23 protein-coding genes are annotated in these 23,770 nt (G+C 71.6%); 15 read left to right on the top strand and 8 right to left on the bottom strand.

From position 1 onward, the window contains the following. Nucleotides 1-79: 79 nt before the first annotated feature. Nucleotides 80-667: a TetR family transcriptional regulator gene (locus QWU11_RS34510; RefSeq protein WP_290118697.1), complete on the bottom strand. Its 588-nt coding sequence runs from the start codon at nucleotides 665-667 to the stop codon at nucleotides 80-82. A gap of 89 nt (nucleotides 668-756) precedes the next feature. Between QWU11_RS34510 and QWU11_RS34505 the strand changes: the two genes are divergently transcribed. Both QWU11_RS34505 and QWU11_RS34500 read left to right on the top strand, forming a co-directional pair. Further along, nucleotides 757-1,116: a VOC family protein gene (locus QWU11_RS34505; RefSeq protein ID WP_290118696.1), complete on the top strand. Its 360-nt coding sequence runs from the start codon at nucleotides 757-759 to the stop codon at nucleotides 1,114-1,116. Then, nucleotides 1,113-2,111 (top strand): LLM class flavin-dependent oxidoreductase, encoded by a 999-nt coding sequence (locus QWU11_RS34500; protein WP_290118695.1) that lies wholly within the window; start codon nucleotides 1,113-1,115, stop codon nucleotides 2,109-2,111. The genes QWU11_RS34505 and QWU11_RS34500 overlap by 4 nt, the downstream gene beginning before the upstream one ends. Here the strand turns inward: QWU11_RS34500 and QWU11_RS34495 are convergent. After that, on the bottom strand, nucleotides 2,106-3,614 hold the full coding sequence (locus QWU11_RS34495) for a tetratricopeptide repeat protein (RefSeq protein WP_290118694.1): 1,509 nt from the start codon (nucleotides 3,612-3,614) through the stop codon (nucleotides 2,106-2,108). The genes QWU11_RS34500 and QWU11_RS34495 overlap by 6 nt on opposite strands. Before the next feature lie 208 nt (nucleotides 3,615-3,822). Here QWU11_RS34495 and QWU11_RS34490 point away from each other — a divergent pair, with 208 nt between their 5' ends. After that, entirely contained in the window at nucleotides 3,823-4,509 is a 687-nt protein-coding gene (locus QWU11_RS34490) for a hypothetical protein (RefSeq protein WP_290118693.1), read from the top strand. Nucleotides 4,510-4,670: 161 nt separating this feature from the next. On the opposite strand, the gene QWU11_RS34485 is transcribed toward QWU11_RS34490, so the two are convergent. After that, nucleotides 4,671-5,324, bottom strand: a complete 654-nt coding sequence (locus QWU11_RS34485; protein ID WP_290118692.1) for a response regulator transcription factor — start codon at nucleotides 5,322-5,324, stop codon at nucleotides 4,671-4,673. Beyond that, nucleotides 5,312-6,442 carry a histidine kinase gene (locus QWU11_RS34480; protein ID WP_290118691.1) on the bottom strand — a complete coding sequence of 377 codons (1,131 nt, stop codon included), beginning with the start codon at nucleotides 6,440-6,442 and terminating at the stop codon, nucleotides 5,312-5,314. The genes QWU11_RS34485 and QWU11_RS34480 overlap by 13 nt, the downstream gene beginning before the upstream one ends. Nucleotides 6,443-6,573: 131 nt before the next feature. On the opposite strand from QWU11_RS34480, the gene QWU11_RS34475 reads away from it, so the two are divergent. The 3 genes from QWU11_RS34475 to QWU11_RS34465 are packed head-to-tail and all read left to right on the top strand — an operon-like array spanning nucleotide 6,574 to nucleotide 8,835. Next, nucleotides 6,574-6,939 carry a DUF6069 family protein gene (locus tag QWU11_RS34475; protein ID WP_290118690.1) on the top strand — a complete coding sequence of 122 codons (366 nt, stop codon included), beginning with the start codon at nucleotides 6,574-6,576 and terminating at the stop codon, nucleotides 6,937-6,939. Continuing rightward, nucleotides 6,936-8,018, top strand: coding sequence for an alpha/beta hydrolase (locus tag QWU11_RS34470; RefSeq protein ID WP_290118689.1), 1,083 nt, complete (start codon nucleotides 6,936-6,938; stop codon nucleotides 8,016-8,018). The genes QWU11_RS34475 and QWU11_RS34470 overlap by 4 nt, the downstream gene beginning before the upstream one ends. 1 nt (nucleotide 8,019) lies before the next feature. Next, nucleotides 8,020-8,835, top strand: a complete 816-nt coding sequence (locus QWU11_RS34465) for a helix-turn-helix domain-containing protein (protein ID WP_290118688.1) — start codon at nucleotides 8,020-8,022, stop codon at nucleotides 8,833-8,835. A 104-nt stretch (nucleotides 8,836-8,939) separates the two neighbouring features. Here the strand turns inward: QWU11_RS34465 and QWU11_RS34460 are convergent, their stop codons facing one another. After that, entirely contained in the window at nucleotides 8,940-9,848 is a 909-nt protein-coding gene (locus QWU11_RS34460) for a LysR family transcriptional regulator (protein ID WP_290118687.1), read from the bottom strand. A gap of 90 nt (nucleotides 9,849-9,938) precedes the next feature. On the opposite strand from QWU11_RS34460, the gene QWU11_RS34455 reads away from it, so the two are divergent. Next, nucleotides 9,939-10,670 carry an SDR family oxidoreductase gene (locus QWU11_RS34455; protein ID WP_290118686.1) on the top strand — a complete coding sequence of 244 codons (732 nt, stop codon included), beginning with the start codon at nucleotides 9,939-9,941 and terminating at the stop codon, nucleotides 10,668-10,670. A 12-nt stretch (nucleotides 10,671-10,682) separates the two neighbouring features. Here QWU11_RS34455 and QWU11_RS34450 read toward each other — a convergent pair whose 3' ends face one another. Both QWU11_RS34450 and QWU11_RS34445 read right to left on the bottom strand, forming a co-directional pair. Next, the gene (locus tag QWU11_RS34450) at nucleotides 10,683-11,597 is read right to left on the bottom strand and encodes an alpha/beta hydrolase (protein ID WP_290118685.1); all 915 of its coding nucleotides are present in this window, start codon (nucleotides 11,595-11,597) and stop codon (nucleotides 10,683-10,685) included. Nucleotides 11,598-11,610: 13 nt separating this feature from the next. Next, complete coding sequence (locus QWU11_RS34445) at nucleotides 11,611-12,495, bottom strand: NAD(P)H-binding protein (RefSeq protein WP_290118684.1); 885 nt, start codon at nucleotides 12,493-12,495, stop codon at nucleotides 11,611-11,613. 100 nt (nucleotides 12,496-12,595) lie between these two features. Between QWU11_RS34445 and QWU11_RS34440 the strand changes: the two genes are divergently transcribed. The 5 genes from QWU11_RS34440 (at nucleotide 12,596) to QWU11_RS34420 (ending at nucleotide 18,854) form a co-directional block, all read left to right on the top strand. Beyond that, nucleotides 12,596-13,513: a LysR family transcriptional regulator gene (locus tag QWU11_RS34440; protein WP_290118683.1), complete on the top strand. Its 918-nt coding sequence runs from the start codon at nucleotides 12,596-12,598 to the stop codon at nucleotides 13,511-13,513. 52 nt (nucleotides 13,514-13,565) lie between these two features. Next, nucleotides 13,566-14,123: a ricin-type beta-trefoil lectin domain protein gene (locus QWU11_RS34435; RefSeq protein WP_290118682.1), complete on the top strand. Its 558-nt coding sequence runs from the start codon at nucleotides 13,566-13,568 to the stop codon at nucleotides 14,121-14,123. A gap of 153 nt (nucleotides 14,124-14,276) precedes the next feature. Continuing rightward, a complete protein-coding gene (locus QWU11_RS34430) occupies nucleotides 14,277-16,421 on the top strand; it encodes a S8 family serine peptidase (protein WP_290118681.1) in 2,145 nt (714 codons plus the stop codon). 101 nt (nucleotides 16,422-16,522) lie between these two features. Continuing rightward, nucleotides 16,523-17,734, top strand: a complete 1,212-nt coding sequence (locus tag QWU11_RS34425; protein WP_290118680.1) for a hypothetical protein — start codon at nucleotides 16,523-16,525, stop codon at nucleotides 17,732-17,734. A 121-nt stretch (nucleotides 17,735-17,855) separates the two neighbouring features. After that, the gene (locus QWU11_RS34420; protein WP_290118679.1) at nucleotides 17,856-18,854 is read left to right on the top strand and encodes a hypothetical protein; all 999 of its coding nucleotides are present in this window, start codon (nucleotides 17,856-17,858) and stop codon (nucleotides 18,852-18,854) included. 38 nt (nucleotides 18,855-18,892) lie between these two features. Here QWU11_RS34420 and QWU11_RS34415 read toward each other — a convergent pair whose 3' ends face one another. Then, the gene (locus QWU11_RS34415; RefSeq protein WP_290118678.1) at nucleotides 18,893-20,692 is read right to left on the bottom strand and encodes a polysaccharide deacetylase family protein; all 1,800 of its coding nucleotides are present in this window, start codon (nucleotides 20,690-20,692) and stop codon (nucleotides 18,893-18,895) included. Nucleotides 20,693-21,043: 351 nt separating this feature from the next. Here QWU11_RS34415 and QWU11_RS34410 point away from each other — a divergent pair, with 351 nt between their 5' ends. The 3 genes from QWU11_RS34410 (at nucleotide 21,044) to wecB (ending at nucleotide 23,748) form a co-directional block, all read left to right on the top strand. Continuing rightward, a complete protein-coding gene (locus QWU11_RS34410; protein ID WP_290118677.1) occupies nucleotides 21,044-21,211 on the top strand; it encodes a hypothetical protein in 168 nt (55 codons plus the stop codon). Next, entirely contained in the window at nucleotides 21,208-22,446 is a 1,239-nt protein-coding gene (locus QWU11_RS34405) for a glycosyltransferase family 2 protein (RefSeq protein WP_290118676.1), read from the top strand. Before QWU11_RS34410 ends, QWU11_RS34405 begins: the two co-directional genes overlap by 4 nt. Nucleotides 22,447-22,515: 69 nt before the next feature. Then, nucleotides 22,516-23,748 carry a UDP-N-acetylglucosamine 2-epimerase (non-hydrolyzing) gene (wecB, locus tag QWU11_RS34400; protein WP_290118675.1) on the top strand — a complete coding sequence of 411 codons (1,233 nt, stop codon included), beginning with the start codon at nucleotides 22,516-22,518 and terminating at the stop codon, nucleotides 23,746-23,748. Nucleotides 23,749-23,770 lie beyond the last annotated feature (22 nt).

Below are 23,770 nucleotides of genomic sequence, written 5' to 3'. Positions count from 1 at the left end.
TTCACCATCACCGTCGCCGCCGGCGCGCCTGCTTCGTCACCGACATGCTCATCCTCCACGAGGCGGAGGTCATCGGAGTCTAGGACAGGCCCGGGTCCAGCCGGCACACGGTGGCGATCTCCGGCTTCAGCTCGGAGAACGGCAATGGGCGTACGGCCTGCTGCATGAGGGTGCCGAGCAGGTACGAGAAGAACGCATGGGCTCGCGCGGGTGGATCGTCGACCGGGATGTCGGCCAGCAGGTCGCGGAGGACGGCGATCATCATCTGGTGCATCCGGTCGATCGGCTCGGGCCGGGCCTTCTGCCCCACGTCCACCCAGTAGCTGAACCACAGGAGCGCCGCCTTCGGCTGCTCCGCGAAGATCTCCAGGTACGTCCGGGTCGCGGCCCAGAAGCGGTCGACCGGGCGTTCGTGCCGGTCCGCGGCCTCGCGGATGCGGTCGAGGCATCCGGCCATGTGACGTTCCATCGCGCCGTCGATGATCTCGTCCATGTCATCGAAGTAGTAGTGGATCGCGCTCTTCGTCAGGGGGCTGGCGTCGGCCACCGCGCGCGCCGTGCACGCGGCCAGGCCGTCGCGGGCGAGGACCTCCTTGGCGGCCTCGATGATCTGCTCCTGTTTGGCCTGCTGGTTCGGCGACCGCCGCCTCTCCGTGGATGACCCCATGAGGGAGGAGCCTACTCGGCCGTTGCACGATTAGGACACGTGTCCTAATCTTCAGGACACATGTCCTGATCGCCAGAGGAGAGCCGACCGTGACCCCGCCCTTCGTCTTCATGGATCTGCGGACCGCCGACGCCGACGTGTCCCGGCGCTTCTACACGGACCTGTTCGGCTGGAGGGTCGCCGACGTCCCGGCCGGGGCCGAGCCGGTCCCGATGTTCGTCGACGCGGACGGCGCGTGGGGCGGTCTCACGCGGCTCGCCGCAGACGACGACCGGCGGCCGCAGTGGGTTCCGTACGTCTCGGTGACCGACCTGGAGGACGCGGCGAAGCGCGCGACGGACCTCGGCGCGCGCGTCGTACGGCCGCGGGTGGACCTCCCCGTCGGCTCCGTGACCGTCATCGAGGACCCGGCGGGCGCCACGGTCGCCCTGTGGGAGCCCTCCGCATGACGTCCCGCCCTCGTTACTCGTGTGCGCTGCCACCGACGGTCGACGTGGTCGAGCGGGCCGCGCTCGCCGAGCGGCTCGGCTACCACCGCGTCTGGCTGTTCGACTCGCCGGCCCTCCACGGCGACATGTGGATCGCGCTGGCGCGCGTCGCGGCCGGGACCGGCCGGATCGGGCTCGCCACCGGGGTGGCCGTACCCGGTCTGCGTCATCCGATGGTGACCGCGTCGGCGATCGGTTCCGTCGACGAGCTCGCGCCCGGCCGGCTGACCGTCGCCTTCGGGACCGGCTTCACGGCCCGGCACGCGCTGGGCGACAAGCCCGTCGCCTGGGCCGACCTCGCCCGCCACGTCCGGCGGGTACGGGCGCTGCTGCACGGGGCGGTCGTCGACATCGGCGGCCGGCCGTGTCAGATGATGCAGCTGCCGGGCACGGGACCGCGCCCTCCGATCGACGTGCCGCTGTGGGTGGCCGCCTCGGGCCCCAAAGGGGACAGGGTGGCGCGAGAACTCGGCGTGCCGGGCGTCGTGACGACCGGCGTTCCACCGGAAGGCGGCACGTGGACCGAGTGCGCGCTGCTCAGGTTCGGCACGGTCCTGCGGGCGGGGGAGGACCACACCGCCTCCCGTGTGGTCGAGGCGGCCGGTCCGGGTTACGCGAGCGTCGTCCACGCCGTGTGGCAGAACGCCGGCACCGCGGTCGACGCCCTGCCGGGCGGCAAGGCGTGGCGTACCTCGGTCGAGGCCGAACGTCCCGAGGGACAACGGCATCTCGTCGTCCACCAGGGCCATCTCTCCCGGCTTACCGGGCGCGACCGCGCCATGGTGGCCGCCGCCGGGCCGGCGATCCTGGAACCCGGCTGGACCGGTGACGCCGCGTCCGTCGCCGCCCGGTTCGGCGAGGCCGGCGCCGCCGGGGTGACCGAGGTCGTGTACGTCCCGGCCGGCCCGGACGTTCCCGGCGAGCTCACGGCGTTCGCGGCCGCGGCCGGCTCATGACCCTTGCGCCGTCGAATGGACGTTCTCCGAGGTGATGGCCTTGACGAGGCCCTGCTCGGTGAAGCCGACCGTGAGGCTCCTCCCGTCCGGGAAGCGGCCCTGGATCACGTCCGGGCTCTCCGCGAGCCCGGTGCCGTAGTGCGCGATGAGACCCCGCACGACGCGGCGGTGGTCGGCCGGGAAGACCTCGACCGCGGTCATCACGAGGCGCGGCGCGGAGATCGGGTCATAGGCGTCGGTGGGCAGCCGCGGGTCGTCGAGGTGAAGGTACGCCGATCCGCGCCCGTCGTTGATCCGGCAGCTGTGGACGCCGTTGCCGCCGAGCAGCGCCGCCGCCGCGATCGCCATCGTGGTCGCCGCCTGGTGCGGGTTCGGGAAGCCGGACAGGTCCAGGTATCCGACCGTCAGCTCGGGGATGTCGTGCTCCCGGCCGTACGCGCGGATGGCGCGCAGCGGGGCGACCGCGGGGTCGTCGTCGCGGTAGTGCTCGTTGGCCCAGGCCCAAAGCCACGACCGGCTCTCGTGGGCGAAGCTGCCGAGCAGGGTGACGCCGCCGTAGGTCTCGCCGTCCACGGTCATGGTCCGCTCGCCGATGTCGAAGCGGACATGACCGTCGCCGAGGGCCTTGTTCAGCACGTCCTGCCGGTGGATGGCCGCCGCCGCACCCTCACTCGCGAACGCCTCGAACCTCGGGCTGTACGCACCCAGCCCGTACGGGAGGTCCCGCCAGAACCGGGCCTCACCCCGGTCGCCGCGCCGCTCGCAGATGTCGGCGAGCAGACCGGCGGCCCGCTGGTTTCCGAATTCCTCCACCGATCTGCGTAACCAGGCGGCGGCCTCGTCCTGGTCGCCCTGCCGCTGGAACATGATCCCGAGGCTGCAGGCGGCCTTGGGGTGCCCCAGGTCCGCGGCCCGCCGCCAGGCCGCCGCCTGGGCGGCGGTGTCCCCTTGGTCCTGCCGGACGTGCCCGAGGTTGTACGCCGCCCCGCCGTTGCCGCGCTCCGCCGCGCGTCCGTACCACTCCGCGGCTTTGGCCAGGTCGCCCCTGCCGTCGTCGTCGTGGATCTTGCCGATGTTGAACGCGGCCATGGAGTCGCCCAGCTCCCAGGCGCGCTGGTAGAGCTCCAGGGCGGCGGGCACGTCTCCCCGATCCTCCACGAGCACCCCGAGGTTGAGGGTCCCACTGCGGTGACCGCCTTCGGCGGCTCGCCGGTACCAGCGCTCGGCCTCGTCCAGGTCGCCCCCGCGTTCCTCCAGGTAACCGACCTCGAAGGCGGCGGCGGGCACGCCCTGCTCGGCGGCGCGCCGGTACCACGTCTTCGCGCCGTTCCGGTCACCGCGGTCGAGCAGGGCGGTGCCCAGGTCGTACGCGGCGACGGGGTGTCCCGCCTCGAACGCCTGCCGGAACAGCACTTCGGCCGCGTCCCACCGCTCCTCACGCTGCGCCGCCAGGGCATCCTCGTGCAGCTCGACCGCGGCGGATGGATAGGGGACATGGCTCATACGAGAACACCTCTCCGAACGACCGGAACCGTCCCCACACCGACGCGTCCGGTCGCCGTGGCGTTCCCCGCCCGGCCGGAAGAGGTGGCGCTGGAACACTCCGGTGCAGAACTATAGAAAGTGGTTCGGTTCTAGGAGAGGACGGTTTGGGATGCAGGAGATCGCAGCAGCGGTGGCGGAGCCGATCGGGCGGTTGGGCGGGGCCTTCATGATCTCTCGGGAGGCGAAGACCTTCGCGGAAGAGGTGGGGCTGGCCGGCTGGGCACCGTACTTCCGCGGTCGCTGCGGAGTCCTCGGAGACGTCGACGCGGATGTCGTCGCGGCCGCCGCCGGCTTCTTCCCGGCCGAGACCGTACGGGAGGCATGGGAGGCGGGCGCCGGTCTTTCCCCGGCGACCGCCACCGCCCGGTACACCGTCGTGGTCCATGACTTCGCCCGTCGCAAGCTGGCCGGCTTCGAGGAGTCGGCGCGCCTCGCCGAGCTGCTCCAGATCGTCGTGGACAGCGGGGACACGATCGCCGCGCCGCTCTTCGCGGGCTGGCGGGCGGTGCCGTTGCCCGAGGACGACCGGGCCCGTGCGATCCAGCTCGCCCACGTCGTACGCGAGCTGCGCGGCGGCCTGCACATCGTCGCGGTCCTGGCGAAGGGGCTGAACCCGCTGGAGGCGATCCTGAGCGGCACGCTGGCCCCGTACCACCACGGCGAGCCGAACGCCGAGTACTTCGGCTGGCCGCGGCCGTATCCCGAGCTGACAGAGGAGGTACGGAGTCGGCGCGAGGACGCCGAACGGCTCACCGACGAGCTGATGGCCCCCGCCTTCGCCTCCCTCGGCAAGAGCGAGGCCGACGAACTGGTCGCCCTGCTCGAGAAGGCGGAGCGCGCGGTCTTCGGCTGAGCCCGAAAGCGCCGCCAGGCAGGTGGCGCCACTGGTGGGCCGGGCGAGACCGGCGGCCTTCTCGTAGTCCGCGGGCGCCGCCGCCGCGTCGTGCGCGACGCGGCGATCGTCCCGGTCGACGAGGAGGCCGGCGCCGTCCTCCCGGCCTCGCCCGCCGTTGCTCAGGCCAGGTCCGCGTCGTGGGCGAGAAGGGCGATCTGAGTGCGGTTGTCCAGCCCCAGCTTGGTAAGGATGCTGGAGACGTGGGCCTTGACCGTCGTGACGCCCATGGCGAGTTCGGCGGAGATGTCGGCGTTCGTACGGCCGTGGGCGATCGCGACGGCCACCTCGTGTTCGCGCGGGGTGAGGCGGGCCAGCGTGGCGCGGGCCTTCTCGTACGCGCCGGCCTGGGTGACGGTGCGGTCCATGAGCCGCCGGGTGATGCGCGGGGACAGGATGGGCTCTCCCGTGGTGACCCGGGTGACCGCCTCGACGATCTGCGGGGGCGAGGCGTCCTTGAGCAGGAACCCGCTCGCGCCGGCGCGGAGCGCGTGCAGGATGTTCTCGTCGGTGTCGAAGGTGGTCAGGACGATCACCTCCGGAGGGCGGGCGCGGGCGCGCAGCCGCCGGGTGGCGGTGATGCCGTCCACGCGCGGCATGCGCAGGTCCATCAGCACGACGTCGGGCGCGTGGGCGTCGGTGGCGGTGATGGCCTCCTGGCCGTCGGCCGCCTCGCCGACCACGGTGATGCCCGAGGCGCCGTCCAGCATCATGGACAGACCGGCCCGGACCATGGCGTCGTCGTCGACGAGCAGCACGCGGATCACGCGGGCCATGGTAGCCAGGCCCAGAGCCGGAATTCCCCTTTCGTGCGCTGGTGGTCGAGTTGTCCTCCAGCCAGGCGTACGCGCTCGGTCAGGCCGACGAGGCCGACGCCGCTGCCCGGCACGAGCGGGGCCGAATCCGTCGCGGGCAGCGGGTTGCTCACGTCGACCAGCAGGCGGGCGCCCGGCCCGCCGCGGAGGTGGACTTCGACCGTCTCGCCGGGGGCGTGCTTGCGCGCGTTGGTCAGCCCCTCCTGGACGACGCGGAAGGCGGCCCGGGTCACCGTCGACGGGAGGGCCTCGACATCGGTGACCTCGTCGCGCGGCCGTACGTGCTGGCCGGCCTGGCGTGCCTCGGCGAACAGGCGGGGCAGGTCGGCGAGCGTGGGCTGGGGCTGTCTCTCGTCGTGGCGCTCATCGTCCTCGCGCAGCAGGCCGATCACCTGGCGGAGCTCTTCCAGCGCCTGGTGCACACCGCCGCGGACCACCCCGGCGGCGCGGGCGAGCTGTTCGGGGGAGGAGTCCGGGCGGTATTCGAGCGCTCCCGCGTGCGTGGCCACCAGGGACAACCGGTGGGCGAGCACGTCGTGCATCTCCCAGGCGAGCGTGCGCCGCTCGGCCATGCGGGCCTCGGCGACGCGCCGGCCCTGCTCGGCCTCGGCGCGGAGGGCGCGTTCGCGCAGCGCGATGAGCAGTGCCCGGCGGGAGCGGGCGAGCGCGCCCCAGCCGAGCAGCGCACCGTACGCCGCGGCGACCAGGAGCGACCACCAGGCGAGGGAGATGCCGGAGCTCGGTCGCCACAGCGCCCGGACCAGGTGGACCGCGACGCCGGCGACCGCCACGGCCGCCGCGACGGGGAACCGCCTCCGCTGGGCCACCTGCAGCGCGCCCATCGTGGCCGCGGGCGTGGCCGCCGGGGAGATCGCGGCGAGGAGCGTGGCGGCGATCGCGCCCGGGACCGGCCACCAGAGCTGCGCGGGCGCCGCGACCAGGCTCACCGCCGCGACCGCGAGGTCGAGCCACAGCAGGGAACCGTCGCCTTGGCCCCACACCGACACCGCGGTCAGCGCACCGACCGCGAGGACGACGGCGGCCACGGCACCAGGACGTGGGGAGGGGATGTCGTTCACGTGACCAGGCTAATCACGGGTGCGGCGAGACCGTCACCTACGAAAGTAGGAGACGCCCCCGACCGGAGCAGGATCGTCCGCGACCGTGCGCCCGATGTGGCGGCCCGTACGGCCGGGCGATGCTGAGCGGCATGAACAGACTTCTCCTCCCCCTGGCCGCCGCACCCGCCGCCGCCCTCGCCGTGTGGGCCCTGGCGGTGCCCCTGGCCGGAACCACTCTGGCCGTACGGTCGGGCGACGGCACGCGTACCGTCGGGCCGGTGCCGGTCGTGGTCGTGAGCCTGCTGGCCGTGCTCGCGGGCTGGGTGCTCCTGATCATCCTGGAGCGGTCGGCCCCCCGCCCCCGCCGCGTCTGGACGATCATCGCCCTGCCGGTGCTCGCCCTGTCTCTCGCCGGCCCGATCGGCAGCGCCGTCGGCATCGGCGCGGCACTGGTGCTGGTCCTGCTCCACCTGGTCGTCGGCGCCGTACTCCTCCTCGGGCTGGTGCGGCGATGAACCTGCCCTACGGATACCTGGTCACGCTGGTATATCTCACGGTCTGCACCTTCTTCGCCCTGGTCGCGCCGGGCCGGCCTCGGTGGCTGGGCATGCTCGCCTTCTACCTCAGCGTGGCGATCAACGAGCTCCCCTTCGTGGCGTTCGCCTACCTCCTGGCGGCCACCGCCCTGGGTTTCTCCCAAGGCGACCTTCCGGTGCCGATCCTGTGCGGGGCGGCCGTGACCCTGGCGGGCCTGTCCGTCGTGGCCTGGCGTGGTCACCTGGCGCCGGTCGCCGTACGGAGTGCCATCGGCACGGCCTCGCGGCGCCTGCCGTACGGGCGCATCCTGTTCCGGCCCTTCTTCCGCGGGAACCGCGCCGTGGAGCGGATCGCCGATCTCACGTACGGCCCGGCCGGCCGGCGCAACCGGCTGGACCTCTACCGTCACCGCTCCCGGCCCACGGACGCCCCGGTGCTGATCCACTTCCACGGCGGCGCGTACAAGATGGGGAGGAAGAGCAGGCACTCGCTGCCGCTTCTCCACCGTCTGGCCGGCAAAGGGTGGATCTGCATCAGCGCGAACTACCGCCTGCAGCCGGAGGCGGGTCTCGGCGACCACCTGGAGGACGCCAAGAGGGTGATCGCCTGGGTACGGGACCACGCGCACGAGTACGGCGCCGACCCGGACCGGATCTTCCTGGCGGGCAGCTCGGCCGGGGCGCACCTGTCGGCGCTGACCGCGCTGGGCCCGGACGCCCCGCCGATCGCGGCGGTGATCGGGCTCGGGGGTTACTACGGTCAGTACGACGCGGACCCGGGAAGCTCGCCCCTCGCCCACGTACGGGCGGACGCGCCGCCGTTCCTCATCGTCCACGGCGACCACGACAGCCTCGTGCCGGTCGAGCGCGCCCGCACCTTCGCCGAACGCCTGCGCTCCGTGTCGGCCCAGCCGGTCGTCTACGTCGAACTGCCCGGCGGACAGCACGGCTTCGACCTGTTCCACTCACTGCGCTTCGAGGCCGTCATCAACGGCATCGAGGCCTTCACCGCGGAATGCGTAAAATTCGACGATGCGGCCCCCTCCGGACGGACGTGACATGACGGCCACCTGGGACGTCGCACGCCCGGCACTGCTCGACCTGCCGGCCGGTGTCGGCATGGCCGGGTTCGGTGTCCGCGGCGCCGACCTCAGGGTGGTCCCGCACCCGGCCGTGATGCTGGTCCTGGAGTTCGGCGCCGGCTCGCCGACCGTGGACAGCGCCACCGGGGGACGGCAGCGGGGGAGCCTCGTCGCCGGACCGGGGTTCGGGTACGGAGGCGCGGTCCGGGCGTGGGGCGAGCGCGTGGACTGCGTGCAGGTACGCCTGTCCCCGGTGGTCGCGCACGCGTACCTGGGCGTCTCCCCGGCCGAGCTGGACGGCGCGGTGTCCCTCGACGACGTGTGGGACCGGGAGGCGGTACGGCTGCGGGAGCGGTTGAGCGATGTGCCCTCCTGGGAGGACCGTTTCGCGTTGACGGAGGCGCTGCTCGCCCGCCGGCGCGCGGACCGGTCCTTGGTGGACCGGGAGGTGGCCTGGGTCTGGAGCCGGATCGTCGCCGGGCACGGTTCGGTACGGGTGGAGGGGCTGGCGGCGGAGGTGGGTTGGAGCCGCAAGCGGTTGTGGTCCCGCTTCCTTTCGCAGGTCGGCCTGTCACCGAAGCGCGCGGCGAAGCTGGTCCGCTTCGACCACGCCGCCCACCGGCTGGTCGCGGGCGAAGGCGCCGCCCGGGTCGCGGCCGAGAGCGGCTACACCGACCAGTCCCATCTGAACCGGGACGTCATGACCTTCACCGGGGTGACCCCGGCGAACGTGGCTCACGAACCATGGCTGACGGTCGACGACACCGCCTGGACCGCCCACGAACCTCAATGATCGCTTCTGGATTGACTGGCGATATGAGAACCCGCAGTGGCAGTACTCCCAGGCCGACGCGACGTACGACTGGCAGAAGTTCCTGCCTCCCGCCGTCCTCGAAATCAAGGCCGAGCATAAGGGCGACGAGAAGACCCTGTGCTGGACGCAACGTGAGGTGCCGCACTGGTAGACGAGGCGCGGGTCGCGGCCCGTATGAGCCCGGCGAGGGCCTGTGACCGGCTGTGCGGCGGCCATGCGATCACCGTCGTCACCAGCGGCGCGTCCAGCACCGGTACGGCGGTGAGGCCGCCGCGCAGGTGGAACCGGCTCGACTCCGGCAGGATCGCCGCGGCCCGGCCGAGTTCGACCAGCTGGTACAGCTGCGTGCTGTTCCGGAGCTCGGGGCCGGGGCCGTCGGGGTACGTGCCGTCGCGGCGGGGCCAGCGTGGCAGCGGCAGGCCGGGCAGCGCCGTGACGTCGGCCATCCGCAGGTGGGAGCGGGAGGTGAGCGGATGCCCGGCGGGCAGGATGACGATCTGCCCCTCGGTGTGCAGCTCCTCGGTGTCGAGTCCGGCCGTCGAGTCGAACGGCCGGTGCAGCAGCGCCACGTCGGCCCGCCCGTCGCGCAGCAGCCGCTCCTGCTCGGCGATCCCGCACAGGAGCACGTCGACGGTGACCGCGTCCGGCTCGGCGGCGTACGCGTCGAGCAGCTTCGACAGCAGTTCGTTGGACGCCCCGGCCTTCGTCACGAGGACCAGGCCGGGGCGGCCGGTCGCGGCGCGGCGGGTGCGCCGGTCGGCGGCCTCGACCGCGTCGAGGGCCGCCCGGCCCTCCCGCAGCAGCACCGATCCGGCCTCGGTCAGCGTGACCGTACGGCTGTCGCGCTCCAGCAGTGTGACCCCGAGCCGGCGTTCGAGCTGCCGGATCGCCCGCGACAGCGGCGGCTGGGCGATCCCGAGCCGCTGCGCCGCCCGCCGGAAGTGCAGCTCCTCGGCGACGGCGACGAAGTAGCGCAGCTCTCGCGTCTCCATGCCGTCACATTACCGGCGATACCGCTGAGGTATCACCGGCCACCCAAGCGGTGTTGGAGATCCCGCCGGAGCGCGACCAGGATGAAACGCATGACCGAGAAGACGATCGCGCTGGTCACCGGCGCGAACAAGGGGATCGGATACGAGATCGCGGCCGGCCTGGGCGCTCTCGGCTGGAGCGTCGGCGTCGGCGCCCGGGACGAGGGGCGCCGGGAGGCCGCCGTGGAGAAGCTGCGCGCGGCCGGCGCCGACGCGTTCGGCGTGCCGCTCGACGTGACCGACGACGCGAGCGTGACCGCCGCCGCCCGGCTGTTCGAGGAGCGCGCCGGCCGCCTCGACGTGCTCGTGAACAACGCCGGGGTGACCGGTGGCACGCCGCAGGAGCCCACCCGGGCCGACCTGGACACCGTACGGGCGGCGGTCGAGACCAACGTGATCGGCGTCATCCGGGTCACCAACACCATGCTGTCGCTGCTGAGGCGCTCGCCGTCGCCGCGGATCGTGAACGTCTCCAGCTCCGTCGGCTCCCTCACCCGGCAGAGCGGCGCGGGCCCCGGGCAGGCGATGGGACCGCTGTCCGTCGCGTACGCGCCGTCCAAGTCGTTCCTCAACGCCGTCACCGTCCAGTACGCCAAGGAGCTGAGCGACACGAACATCCTGATCAACCTCGCCTGCCCCGGCTTCTGCGCGACGGACCTCAACGGCTTCCGCGGCGTCCGTACGCCGGAGCAGGGCGCGGCGACCGCGATCCGTCTCGCGACCCTGCCCGACGACGGCCCGACGGGCGCGTTCTTCGAGGACGCGGGTGTGGTCCCCTGGTGACCGGGCGGCCCCTCAGGCCAGGTACGTCCCGAACCAGCCGAGCGCCGGGTCCGGGTGGCGCTGGAACTCCAGATAGCCGTCGAACCGGGCGGTCGTGCCCTCGATCCAGGCCAGCTTCTTCTGTGCCACGGGGATGTTGTCGTACATCGCCTGCACGTCGCCGGTCTGGGTGAGGACGTCGTCGCGTACCTGGTAGAGGAACGTGGGCACGCTGACGCTCTTCGCCCAGAGCCGGGGGTTCCGCGGCGCGAAACCGATGCTCGTACGCAGGACGAGGAGCCGTTCGAACTCGTCGAGGCGGTCGGCGAGCCCCGCCATCGCCAGACGACGCTCGACGATCGTGCGCGTGGTCACCGGCTGCGGTGCGACCAGGCACCGCACTGTACGGAACGCCTCGGGGAACCTCGCCATCGCGGCGAAGGTGGAGCCGGCGCCGAGGCACCGGCTGAAGAGACCGATGGCCATGTCGCGGGTGTCCGGGCGGCCGCGGACGTAGTTCAGCGAGCCGACGACGTCACGGGCCTCATAGATCCCACTGGAACTGACGCCTCCGTTGCCCGCGCCGCTGTGGCCATGGTTGCGCAGGTCGTAGGCGAGAACGTTGAAGCCCGCCTCGTGGAGGATCCGGTAGTCCGGGGTGAAGTCGATCTCGAAGGCGTTGCCGCTGGCCGCCCACTCCGACCGCCACGGCTCCAGATGCGTGGGCAGGCCGGAACGGGTGAAGCCCATCGGATGGTTGGCGATGACCACCTTGTCCGACCCGGGCGCCGGGATGAACCAGCCTTCCAGCGGCACCCCGTCCCCTGAGGGGAACGTGACCTCCTCGTACGGAAGACCCTGGTCGCGTGGAGAGTGCAGGATCGGGGAACGCCGCTGGAAGCTGAACCCGTCGGCGAACCGCTGGAGCGTGTCCTGGTCCTCGTTCATCGAGCGCCTCCTCTCAGCCGAGGACGGCCGGCCCGAGTACGTCCCGGCACCATTCGCGGAAGGTGGTGGGCGTGCTCGACCGGGGCGTACGGGGCGCGGCGTTGTCGAGGCCGGCGTCCTTGGCCGCCGCCATGTCCAGCAGGCCCTGGACGACGGCCTCGGACATCCCGAAGCCCATCATCTGGGCCCTGAACTCCGGGCCCGGGACCTGCTGGAAGCGGATCGGGCGCCCGAGCACCTCGGTCATGATCCGTGCCATGTCATCGGAGGAGAGGTCCTCGGGCCCCAGTACGGGGACCTCCTCGACGCCGCTCCAGGTGTCGTCGAGCAGCAGGTCCGCGGCGACCGCGGCGATGTCGCGGATGGCGCAGGTCGGCGCCGCGTGGGCTCCCGCCACAGGCGAGGTGAACACTCCCTGGCTCTTGATCAGCTCCGTCTGGCGCAGCAGGTTGTCCATGAAAGACGGCATCGTCAGCGCTCGGTAGCCCACGCCCGTGGCGGCCAGCAGGTCGTCCATCGCGAGGGAGGCGGTGACGTGTCCGGCGTGGTCGGCCATGGGGGTGCCCCGCCCGAGCGCCGACACGGCGACGACCCGCTCGACGCCCTGGGCCTGAAGGGCCTCGCTCGCGGGCCGGCTGAAGCCCGAGTACGCGGCGTCGAGGCTCGGGGCGCGAGGATCCGGGGGGACCAGCCAGAAGAGGGAGTCCGCTCCGGCGAAGGCCTTGGCGACCACGTCCGGGTCGCCGTGTGAGCCTTCGACGATCTCGACGGCGTCGCGCACCCCGGAGGGGAGGCGTGAGGCGTCGCGCACGATCACCCGGACCGGCGCTCCGGCGGCCAGCAGCCGGCCCAGCGTCGCCCGGCCGATCTGGCCGGTGGGAGTGGTGAGAACGATCATGAAAACTTCCCTGAGGAGAGACGGTGTACGGCTCGTAAGTGAACCCGGGTCACCGGCGGACCTGAAGGACCGATCGTGGCGATATTGATACCCTGGGAGTATGAATGACCTGGAGATCAGGCAGCTCCGCTACTTCGTGGCCGTCGCCGAGGAACTCCACTTCGGGCGGGCGGCGGAACGCCTGGACATGGCGCAGCCGCCCCTGTCGCGGGCGATCCGCGAGATGGAGCGACAGCTCGGCGTGACGCTGATGGAGCGGACGACGCGCCGGGTCACCCTGACGCCCGCCGGCGAGACCCTGCTGCGCGACGCCCGTACCGTGCTCGACGCGGTCACGGCCGCCGCTCACCGGGCCCGGCAGGCCGGGCGGCCCGAGCCCACGCTGCGGCTGGCGCTGAAGGCCGACTACGACGGCGGGCTGCTGCCGAGGACCATCGCCGCCTACCAGAACGAGCCGGCCGCCCTCCCCGTGGAGCTCGTGCTCGGCGGACGCGGCGAACAGGAGCCGGCGCTGCGCGACGGCCGTGCCGACCTCGCGCTGCTGGCCCGGCCGTTCGACGAACAGGGCCTCGACGTCGAACCGCTGCTGACCGAGCCCCGTCTCCTCGCCGTGGCGGCGGCCGATCCGCTGGCCGCGCACACCCGCCTGCGGCTGGCCGATCTGAAGGGAAGGTTCCTGCCCGGCGGACGCCCCGCGGACAAGGAGGATTCCGCTCCGACGCCCTGGACGGGCCGCCAGCTCGACCTGGCCCAGATCTTCAACCTGATCGAGCTGGGCGACATCGTCCTGTTCCCCCCGGCCTCGACCGCCGGGCGCCATCCGCGGCCGGGCATCGCCTACCGTACGGTCAGCGACCTCCCGCCTCTCGAACTCGTCCTGGCCTGGCCGGAGGCGTCGCGCTCCCCGGCGGTCGCCGCCTTCGTCCGTACGGCCGGTGCGATCGCCGCCCTCGCCCGTCCCGCGGACACGCCCGCCGGCTCCTCGTTCCACGGACTGTCACCGGATGGAACGCCCTAGGGGAAAGACACGGATTCACGTGTCGCACCCAACGGGGTTCACAGGAGTGAAAATGTACCGACCACTGTTCACCGGCCTCGCCGGCTTGACGCTGGTGACGTCGGCGGCGCTGACCCCGGCGACCGCCCATGCCGCCGACTTCCCGGGGACGCTGATCCGCAGCAACCTGTCGGCCGTGTCCAAGTGCATCGGCCCGCGCAACAACGAGACCGCCAACGGCACCCCCGTGGTGGTGATGGACTGCAACCAGTTCTGGCACGGCGACGGCCGCGACCGCTCGGTCCGCAGCTTCGCGGGCAAGTGCTTCAGCATGGCCGCCGGCCACCCCGTCCCGACGCCCAACGGCACCCCGCTCGTGCTGCGCGACTGTCTCAGCCCCGTGGCCGGGGACCAGCAGTGGACCTTCGTCGCGGTGACCTCCGGAGCTCCGGACGGCCTCTTCGTCCTCCGCAACCCCGGATCCCTTACCTGTGCGAACGTGCTCAACGGCAGCACGGCCACGAACACCCCGGTGGTCATGCAGAACTGCAGCTTCCGTTCCGACCAGCAGTGGTTCATGCCGGTGAAGCCGAGGAACTTCGGCTTCGACGAGGACGACAACGAGTTCTGACCAGGTGGGGCCGGGCGGAGACCGGCCCCACCCTGACTCATCACCTAACCGCTATTGGCCAACACTGTTGATCCGTTTTATGGGCGAAGGTACGTTTCGCGCGGATCGATCTTGGAGGCCGATGTGTCGACCGCGAGGCACGAGCGGACAGCGTTGATCGCAACGCTGGCGTCGATGGTGGTGGGGCTGGGCGTCGTCGCGCAGCCGGCGGTGGCACAGGTGCCCCAGCCGCCGCCGATCACGTCCTATCCGGGGGATCCCGGTCACCTGGGTGATCCCGCCAGCTGGCGGACCCCCGAGTTCACCCGGGACGTCGGGCTCGTGACGATCGGCGCGGAGTTCGCCTACGCCGCCGGTTACGCGGGCGGCGGGATGAACATCGGCATCGTCGACTCCGGCTTCTTCGCCGGGCACGTACGGGAGCACGGCAGTCTCGCCACGGGCTACGCCACGGGAGACCGTTACTTCTCGGTACGGGCCCAGGGCGGCGACACCGGCCCCACCGAGGGCTACTACGACCCGGCGTACAACGACACTCACGGCACGCACGTCAGCGGGACGGTGGGCGCGAGCCGCGACGGGGTCGGCGAGACGCAGCCCGGCGGGACCGAGGCCAACATGCACGGCGTCGCGTTCAACAGCGACGTCTACCTCGGCAACACCCACAAGACGGACGGCGTGTTCTACGGCCTGCTGCCGCCGGCCCCGACCACCGCGCAGACGCCGGACAACGCCTATCTCGCCAACGTCTACCGGGCCGTGAACCGGGCGAGGACCGTGAACGGCCGGCCCATCCGGCTCATCACCAGCAGCTGGGGCAGCCAGCCTCCGACGGAGAACTACAACACCTACGACCCGCCGCCCGGCGCTCCGGCCGGCTTCGGCCTGAGCACCGCGTGGCGTTACCTGTCGACCCCCGACGGTGTGGCCGACCCGAACGGCAACACCGCGCACTGGCTCAACGGCGCGATCCAGGTCGCGCGGACCGGCACGATCCTGCAGTTCACCGCCGGCAACAGCGGCTACGCGAACCCCACGCCGCGCGGCGCCGCCCCGTACTTCCTGCCCGACCTGGAGGGGCGCTGGTTCACCACGTCGGGGGTCAACCCCGCGATCGGGCGGACGTTCAACCCCGACGGCTCGGTCCTGGTGCCGGGCCAGCAGAGCTTCAACCAGTGCGGTGTCGCGAAGTGGTCGTGCGTGACGGCTCCGGCCAACGCGATCAACAGCACGACCGTGCAGCTCGTCGACGGAGTACCGCAGCCGCGCTACGGGAGCGCGTCGGGGACGTCGATGGCCGGGCCGCACTCGGCGGCCGCGCTCGCGCTGGTCATGCAGCGCTTCCCGTACCTGACCAACACGCAGGCGCTCTACACGATGTTCACCACGGGCCGGCAGAACAGCACGATCAACGACGCGGCGGGCAACGCCGTCCCGAACCCCGCTCAGGGCCGGATCGTGCAGGTCCCCGACGCGCGCAACGGCTGGCACACGCCGAGCCTGCGGGAGGCCCTGCGCGGGCCCGGTCAGCTGCTGGGGCCGTTCGACGTCGACACGCGGGGCCAGAGCGACGTGTGGTCGAACGACATCTCCGACGTCGCCATCCAGGCGCGCCGGCAGGAGGACGCCGCCGAGGCGGCCACGTGGAAGGCGACCAAGATCGCTAAGGGGTGGACGCACGGCCTGCCGGCCGGCGCGAGTGACGCCGACAGGTCCGACTACGCCATCGGCACCCGGCGGGAGAAGGCACGCGAGGCGCGCGTCTACGAGGGCCGCCTCACCAAGCGCGGCGGGGGAACCCTCATCCTCACCGGGAACGACACCTGGCAGGGGAACACCAGGGTCCTCGGCGGCGGGCTCTCGATCGCCGGCTCGCACGCCGCCCCGATCGACGTGCGCGGCGGGACGCTCGGTGGCAGCGGCAGTGTGGCCGGGAACGTCGACGTCGCCGGCGGCGTACTGCGGCCCGGCCAGGCCGCGAGCCCCGGCGTCACTCCCGGAAACGTCCTGAACGTCGGCGGGAACGTGCGCGTCGGCCGGGAGGGAAGCCTGGCCGCGACCGTCTCCGGCGCCGAGGCCACGAGCGTACGGGCGGCGGGCGACGTGGCGCTGCGCGGGAACCTGCGCCTGGACGCGCAGGGAGGCCTGACCCGCGGCACCGTACTGACGATCGTGAGCGGCCGGTCGATCAGCGGCACCTTCCGCGGTCTGCCGGAGGGCGGTGTCGTACGCGCGGACGGCCACTGGTTCAAGGTGTCCTACAAGTACGGCAGCGTGACACTCACCGTTCTCCGCTAGCGTCCCCGGCCGGGCCTAGCGGGGCCCGGCCGGGGAACCTCGGCCCCGTCGGCAGCCTCTAAGGTCTCCGCGATCCGCCGAAGACCGAGGAACAGCCGTTGATGAGCCGCGTGTACCCGATCCAGCTCCCCGGCCCGCTCGTACGTGAGCGGGAGATCGACCTGGCCAACAAGTTCGAGTGGATGCACCGTTCGGTGTGCACGGGACCGGGCGGGGACCGGTACGTGCTGTCCGACCTCGCCTACAACTACTACCGGTACAACGACGCGGACCGCGACCGGGAGATGCTCGCCGGCCACGTCCTGACCCGGTACGCCCCCGACGGCGCACCGGCCGCCCAGGCCTTCCTCGGGTGGGGGCGCGCGAACGCGGGCGCGCTCTACCCTCCGGTGTCCCTGAGCATCCTCCCCGACGGGAGGGCGCTGTTCGCCACGAAGGGCAACCGGGCGTTCGTCCTCGACGCGGGACTCGGCTCGGCCGAGGAGGCCACGGCACCGGGCGGGGCGTCGCAGTGGGCGTTCCGTACCCGGCTGACCCCGTCCGGCCGTGCGCTGTGCCTGCTCGGCGAGAACGTCGTGGCGCTCTCGCCGGAGCCGGTCGGGGCGACGCTACCCGCGCTGACGGCGGTGACCGCGCTGTCGCGCGGGTCGCGGAGGTTCCTCTACCCGCTCGCGTACGGCCGGCCGACCGGCGCGTCGGGCGAGGGCGAACCCCGTACCGAGCTGATCGAGCAGCTCCGGGCCGAGCGGCCGGGACCGGGCGGGCCGCGGCCCGAATGGCTGTACGACGCCGTGCCGGTGGACGACACGACCTTCGTCGTCCTGGCGGTCGGCTGGAAGAAGTGGGCCTACAAGCGCGGCGGCGACTTCGTGTTCCTCCTCGTGGACGCCGAGGGGAGGCTGCTGGGCCGGCTGGACCTCGACCGGCACCGCGACGCGGCGGCCCGGGGCGTACGGTACGACGTCGTCGTGGACCAGGCGCGGAGACGCATCTTTCATCTCAGCACCTTCGGCCTGTACGTGTTCGACGACCAGGGGACGAGGACCGCACGGCTGGCCACGGACGACCCGGCGTTCAAGCCGCTCGCGCGGTTCCAGCTGCGGGAGTTCGACCCCGCCGGGCACCTGGTCCTCGTCCACGAGAAGCAGAACGTCATGCTGACCGTTCCCGTACCGGAGGACCTGGCGGACCTACCGGGGACCGTGACCGACGCGCTCGCGCTGTTCCGCAGGGAACGGTCACGGCTCAAGAAGGAGCAGCGGCCGGAGAACTGGTACTGGACGACGGACGACGCTCCGCTCGCCTTCTTCTAGCCAGGCGGCTCACGCGGGACCGCCCGGGGACGTACGGTTTCGACGAGGACGACGGCGAGTTCCGACCGGCGGGGGACGAATGATCCTGCACGTACCGTTATCGAAGCCGTGGAACCTGGCCATGCCGCTGGCGGCTCTCATGGCCGCGGCGAGCTGCTCCCCGGGTTCCGAGGCGACGGCCCGTCCCGAGGACCCGGGTCAGGAGCGCGGCTTCGCGCTCCCGTCGTGGAACGCCGGCGACTACGACAGCCGCCAGGCGCCCGCGTACATCAGGCGGATCGCGGCGACCGGCGCGCGCTGGGTGCAGATCAACCCGACCTGGTACCAGAGGACGACGCGGGACGACTCCCCGCACACGACCGGCGAGACCGCGAGTGACGGCAGCGTGCGCCACATCATCGGGCTCGCCCGCGCCGCCGGGCTGAAGGTCCTGCTCAAACCGCACGTCGATCTCCCCGGCGCGCAGGATCGGGCGGACATCCGCCCCTCCGACTCGCGTCACTGGTTCGCCGCGTACACCGGCTTCATCGTCCACTACGCGGACCTGGCCCGGCAGGCGCACGCCGCCGAGTTGGCGGTCGGCACCGAGCTGGCCGGGGTCTCCGGGGACCGGGCCGGCTGGCTGGGGGTCATCGCGGCGATACGCCGCCACTTCGACGGTCCGCTGGTCTACGCGGCCAACTACGACGAGTACTCCAAGGTGGCCTTCTGGGACGCCCTCGACCTGGTCGGCATCGACGCGTACTGGCCGCTGGCCGCCCGGCCGACCACGGACGTGGCCGCGCTCCGGCGGTCCTGGCGGCCGATCGCCGAGCGGCTGTCCGGCTTCGCCGCGCGTACGCACCGCCGGATCCTGTTCACCGAGGCCGGGTACGTCAGCCAGCGCGGAACCACCGTCGCGCCGTACTCCTGGACGATCAGCCGGTCGAACGGCGACGACGAGCAGGCGGCGGCGTACGAGGCGCTGCTGGAGACCTTCGGCCGCTTCCCGTGGTGGGCCGGCGTGCACTGGTGGATGTGGGACGACTGGCCGGGCAGCGGCGAGACGCCGGCGAGGCTCGCCTACACGCCGCACGGCAAGCCGGCCGAGCAGGTCGTACGCCGCTGGTGGCGGAGATGACCCGGTGGGGCCGGGCGGGAACCGGCCCCACCGCGGGTCTACGGCAGGACGCTCGCCGGGGACACGAAGGTGTAACCCAGGTCGCGGATGCCCTCGACGATCTCCTGGAGCGGGGCCACCGGATAGTACGGGTGGTAGAAGAAGCTGGCGAAGCCGTCGCGGACCGCCAGGTTCAGCTTGGCCGAGCGCACGATGTCGGCCGGCAGCCGCGGCGGGTGGTTGTTGTACGCCTCGGGCCCGTAGTTGCCGAGGTCCTCCGGGAGCACCGTCGTGCCGTACACGTCGTGGACGACGTACGGGAAGAACTGGCCGACGTAACGCTGGGAGTCGATCGGCTGCCCGGACAGCTGGCCCGCGTAGTACAGGCTCCGCTCGTACCGCGCGGTGTAGTTGTTCTTGAAGACCCCGTAGTCGACGGCCGACGCGGCGTAGTGCGGTGTCGTCCACAGCGCCGGTACGGGCAGCCCGACGAGGGGGAAGGCGGCCTTGCCCGCGACGACCCGTCCCGTCGCCCAGAGTGCGGAGTCCTCGGGCACGGGGCCGTCGAGGACGACGTTGTCGCCGCCGTCGATGTGGGAGCGGAAGAACTCGAAGTCGTTCGCACTCACCCCGTCGTAGGGGTTGGCGACGTTCCGGTACTGGTGGGTGTAGCCGTGCTCGATGATCGTGCCGCCGTGGGAGAGCATGTACCGGAGCGCCGTCAGCACCCGGGGCACCTGCGCGAGGGTGCGTGTTCGCGGGACTCCGTCGTTCTGGGCCCCGTTCGGGTCGGTGTAGACCGGGATGACCTCGAAGCCGTACGGGATGTGCTGGGCGTGGAGGTACGTGGCGACGGCCATGAGCTCCGTCGCGTCGCTGTCCGGGCTGATGTCCTCGAGCCGCAGCAGTGCCCGGTGCCGGGTGGGCGTCGTGGGCGCCAGCGCGTCGAACAGCAGGTCCTCGAAGGCGATGAGCCGGTCCGACTCGTTGACGTAGGAGAACGGGATCTCACCGAGGTAGGTCAGGTTGCCGGACCGGATCGCCCACGGGAACGCCGTCGCCGGTGACGTGCTCGTGTCCTCGGCCTGCGCCAGCGTGGTCACGGCGGGCAGGCCGGTGCCGGTGACGATGTTCGGGCGCAGGACGCCGCCGTCCGCGGCGGGCGGAACGGTGCGGGTCAGCGGCTCGCTCTTGTAGTCGACCTGGGCGACCTGCCCGGCCGGTCCGAAGTAGGACGTCGTGGGGTCCCACCCGTACTTTGCCTCGAACGCCGGGACGCCGATCTCGCCGGCGAAGTTCCAGATGTTGTCGTTCATCCAGACCACCGGCTTGGCGGTGGTCGCGACGTCGCCGTAGAACGCGTCGGGGATGGCGTCGGGAACGTCCCCGCCGTAGTAGGTCGAGCCGATGTAGACCGTCGCGGTGTACCGCTCGACCTGCCCGGCCGTGTAGGAGGAGACCGGCTCGGTCTTGACCGTGCCGAAATGCCCGGCGAGGTTGGCTGCCAGCATCGCGTAGAGCTCGCCGAGGAAGCCGTACGGGCCGCTCGTGTCGTAGAGGACCAGCGCGCTCGGCTTGGTGCTCACGGCCGGCCGCGCCGAGCCGGTGGCCTTATGTGGCCGCACCGGCACTATCTGTGACCTCGGCTGGGGGTCCTCGCGGCGCGTCCGGTCGGCCGAACGCTGCGCCGCGGCCGAGCCGGCCAGCGCCTCGGTCACCGTGCCGTTCTGGGGCATGGCCGCGTCATCGCCTCCCGGCCCGCGCGCGGCGCCGGTGGCGCTGCCGGCGAAGGCCGCGACCAGCGCACCTGCCGCCAGTAATGCCGTGGCGGCTCTTCGTCGTATCCATTGGCTTTTCATGATCTTTTCCCGCCTCTCGGATCGACACGTCATCCGGCTTCGCGCGCGTGAAATAAATGCGCGTGGAAGGGGGGCGGCCGTGTCGGGTCATGGAGAATCATCGGGTGCCCGTCGTTGTGCGTTACAGCGAAAATATGGAAATAGGGATCTTGGCCGACGCCGACGGCGGGTGAACGGAACATAAATTCACTTGTCCACTGTTGCGTGAGCCGTGCGCCGGGGTACTTTGCGACGGGGAACTAACGGAAAGCGACGATCCGGATTGGCTCGTCGATGTTTGGGGAGCGGATCTTTAATATGTATCTCAAGCCCCCTGTCGGGGGTCTACTCGCCATTGCCGGAGCGGCCGCCATGCCGACGGCCTCACCGGAATTGCGCGTCGCCAGGCTCATGCTGGAGATCACCGGATCGGGTTTCATTCTCTACTGCGCGGCCGTGGCCGGGCTCTGCGTCGCCGGATGCTGGCTCCGGTGGCGGGAGCGCGCGGGCCGGCGGCGCGGCGTCGCGGAGGGCGCGTGATCGGCCAGGTGGCCCTGATGGGCAGCGTGGCGATCATCGGCCTGGCCATCGTCTACAACACCGGCATGTTCGCGCTGTCCCGCGTGCCGCAGCGGCGACCGGCCCCGAGGGGGCGCGGGCGGCTCTACGTCTTCATGCTCGCGTGCCTGAACGAGGAGAAGGTCATCGCGACGAGCCTGGCGCGCATCACCGCGCTGCCGGGCGACTCGTACGTCGTCCTCGTGATCGACGACGCGTCCGACGACGCCACCGCGGAGATCATTCAGGAGATCGACTCGCCGAAGGTCATGCTCTACCGGCGTACATCGCCGGACGCGCGGAAAGGAAAGGGGGCCGCGCTCAACGCGGGCCTGCGGCATCTGCGTCAGTCCGGAATGATGGACGGCCACGATCCCGAAGATGTGATCATTTGTGTGGTCGACGCCGACGGGCGGCTGGATTCACACGTGCTCGAAGAAGTCAACCCTCATTTTGATGACCCGGCTACGGGCGCTGTACAAGTGGGCGTCCGCATGTACAACCGAAAGCAGGGGCTGCTGCCTCGGATGCAGGACATGGAATTCGTGGTCTACGGCGAGATATTCCAATTGGCGCGCCGCCATATCGGCAGCGTTGGCATGGGAGGAAATGGGCAATTTATGCGATTGTCCGCTCTCGACTCGCTGTCCGGCAACGCCTGGAGCGACTGCCTCACCGAAGATCTCGATCTCGGCGTGCGGCTGCTCGCACACGGCTGGACGAACGTGCACTGCCCCACGGCGGCGGTGCACCAGCAGGCCGTGCTCACGCTCGGCCGGCTGCTGCGGCAGCGGTCCCGCTGGTTCCAGGGGCACATACAGGCCGCGCGCCTGGTCCCGCTGATCCTGCGCCGGATACCCGCCAAGCCCGCCGCGGACCTGCTCTACCACCTGTCCAGCCCCGTACTGCTGCTCCTGGCGTCCCTCCTGCCACCGTCCTTCGCGATCGCCCTCATCGGCACCGGCATCGCCTCGGCACAGACCGGGCACCTCCTGCTCTCCGCCTGGTGGCTGCCGGTGTTCTACGGACTGACCTTCGGCATCGCCGCCGCCTACGCGTACGTCTACCGCAAACGGGAGGAGATCGGCGTCCTGCGGGCGCTGCTCCTCGGGCACCTGTACGTGATCTACGGCTACATCTGGTTCGTCTCCGGATGGTGGGCCCTCGGCCGCACCATCCGCGGCAGGCAGACCTGGCTCAAGACCGCTCGTACCTGAGCCGTCCGGCGCCGGATCGCCTGGACCCCGCGCGCCGTACGGCACCCATACCGACCGAGGAGCAGACCCATGTCCTTCGACGTACGTACGCAGCGCGCGGCGCCGCCTCCCGGCGAGCCGATACGCGCCATGGTCGTGCTCGGCACCCGGCCCGAGGCGATCAAGCTGGCACCGGTCGTCCGCGCGATGGCGGAGTCGGCCGCGTTCGAGCCGATCGTCGTCAACAGCGGCCAGCACAGGGAGATGCTCGAGCAGATGCTCGACATGCTCGGCCTGGACGTCCGGATCGACCTGGCGGTGATGCGCGAACGCCAGCGCCTGTCCGAGCTGACCAGCAGGCTCGTCAGCGGACTCGATCGCGCCATCCGCACCCACCGGCCGGAGCTGGTCATCGTGCAGGGCGACACGACCACCGCGCTGTGCGGGGCGCTCGCCGCGTCGTACGAGAAGGTGCCGACCGCCCACGTCGAGGCCGGTCTGCGTACCAGGAACCTCGACAACCCGTTCCCCGAAGAGATCAACCGCCAGATCATCGGCCGGATCGCCCGCTGGCACTTCGCGCCGACCGCCCGCGCGGCGGCCCATCTGGAGGCCGAGGGCGTGCCGGCCCGGCAGGTGACCGTCACCGGCAACACCGTCATCGACAACCTGCTGTGGATCCTCGCCCAGGGCAAGGGCTCGCCGGCGTTCCGCACCGGGCGGCGCAAGCTGCTCGTGACGCTCCACCGCAGGGAGAGCCAGGGCTCCCACATGCGCGGCATCGCCCGTACGCTCCGCCGTCTCGCCGACCGGGGCGACAGCGAGGTCGTCTTACCGCTCCACAAGAGCCCGGCCGTGCAGGAGTCACTGCTGCCCGAGCTCGGCGGCCATGAGCACATCACCATCACCGAGCCCCTCGGCTACGCCGACTTCGTGGCCACCCTCGCCCAGTGCGACCTCGTCCTCACCGACTCCGGAGGCGTCCAGGAGGAGGCGCCGACCCTCGGCAAGCCGGTGCTCGTCCTGCGCGCGACCACCGAGCGGCCCGAGGCCGTCGAGGCCGGCGTCGCGCGCCTGGTCGGCACGGACGCCGAGGACCTGTTCACGATCGCGTCCGAGCTGCTCGACGACCCGGGGGAGTACCAGCGGATGGCCGGCGCGGTCAACCCCTTCGGCGACGGCCGGGCCGCCGGGCGAGTGCTGTCCGAACTCGCCCGTGACTGTGTGCGGCCAACGGGGGTACCGGCCGCGATAATCGAGTCACCCCGTCCACCCGGCGAAGAGATGGTCTCCATTGACGGATTCGAGCACGGCGTCCACTGATGAGACGGCCGTACCGGGTCGA

Origin of the sequence: Actinomadura sp. DC4 (assembly GCF_030406325.1) — a bacterium.
GTDB lineage: Bacteria > Actinomycetota > Actinomycetes > Streptosporangiales > Streptosporangiaceae > Actinoallomurus.
The sequence above is the reverse complement of the archived record's forward strand: the minus strand, read 5'-3'. Positions and strand labels throughout refer to the sequence as shown.

Bases quoted from the DNA above. Each gene is read 5' to 3' on its own strand.
- QWU11_RS34445 (WP_290118684.1), bottom strand. From the start codon at position 12,495: ATGATCGTTCTCACCACTCCCACCGGCCAGATCGGCCGGGCGACGCTG.
- QWU11_RS34495 (WP_290118694.1), bottom strand. From the start codon at position 3,614: ATGAGCCATGTCCCCTATCCATCCGCCGCGGTCGAGCTGCACGAGGAT.
- QWU11_RS34510 (WP_290118697.1), bottom strand. From the start codon at position 667: ATGGGGTCATCCACGGAGAGGCGGCGGTCGCCGAACCAGCAGGCCAAA.
- QWU11_RS34455 (WP_290118686.1), top strand. From the start codon at position 9,939: ATGACCGAGAAGACGATCGCGCTGGTCACCGGCGCGAACAAGGGGATC.
- QWU11_RS34450 (WP_290118685.1), bottom strand. From the start codon at position 11,597: ATGAACGAGGACCAGGACACGCTCCAGCGGTTCGCCGACGGGTTCAGC.
- QWU11_RS34415 (WP_290118678.1), bottom strand. From the start codon at position 20,692: ATGAAAAGCCAATGGATACGACGAAGAGCCGCCACGGCATTACTGGCG.
- QWU11_RS34460 (WP_290118687.1), bottom strand. From the start codon at position 9,848: ATGGAGACGCGAGAGCTGCGCTACTTCGTCGCCGTCGCCGAGGAGCTG.
- wecB (WP_290118675.1), top strand. From the start codon at position 22,516: ATGTCCTTCGACGTACGTACGCAGCGCGCGGCGCCGCCTCCCGGCGAG.
- QWU11_RS34420 (WP_290118679.1), top strand. From the start codon at position 17,856: ATGCCGCTGGCGGCTCTCATGGCCGCGGCGAGCTGCTCCCCGGGTTCC.
- QWU11_RS34425 (WP_290118680.1), top strand. From the start codon at position 16,523: ATGAGCCGCGTGTACCCGATCCAGCTCCCCGGCCCGCTCGTACGTGAG.
- QWU11_RS34490 (WP_290118693.1), top strand. From the start codon at position 3,823: ATGATCTCTCGGGAGGCGAAGACCTTCGCGGAAGAGGTGGGGCTGGCC.
- QWU11_RS34475 (WP_290118690.1), top strand. From the start codon at position 6,574: ATGAACAGACTTCTCCTCCCCCTGGCCGCCGCACCCGCCGCCGCCCTC.
- QWU11_RS34470 (WP_290118689.1), top strand. From the start codon at position 6,936: ATGAACCTGCCCTACGGATACCTGGTCACGCTGGTATATCTCACGGTC.
- QWU11_RS34500 (WP_290118695.1), top strand. From the start codon at position 1,113: ATGACGTCCCGCCCTCGTTACTCGTGTGCGCTGCCACCGACGGTCGAC.
- QWU11_RS34485 (WP_290118692.1), bottom strand. From the start codon at position 5,324: ATGGCCCGCGTGATCCGCGTGCTGCTCGTCGACGACGACGCCATGGTC.
- QWU11_RS34435 (WP_290118682.1), top strand. From the start codon at position 13,566: ATGTACCGACCACTGTTCACCGGCCTCGCCGGCTTGACGCTGGTGACG.
- QWU11_RS34410 (WP_290118677.1), top strand. From the start codon at position 21,044: ATGCCGACGGCCTCACCGGAATTGCGCGTCGCCAGGCTCATGCTGGAG.
- QWU11_RS34440 (WP_290118683.1), top strand. From the start codon at position 12,596: ATGAATGACCTGGAGATCAGGCAGCTCCGCTACTTCGTGGCCGTCGCC.
- QWU11_RS34465 (WP_290118688.1), top strand. From the start codon at position 8,020: ATGACGGCCACCTGGGACGTCGCACGCCCGGCACTGCTCGACCTGCCG.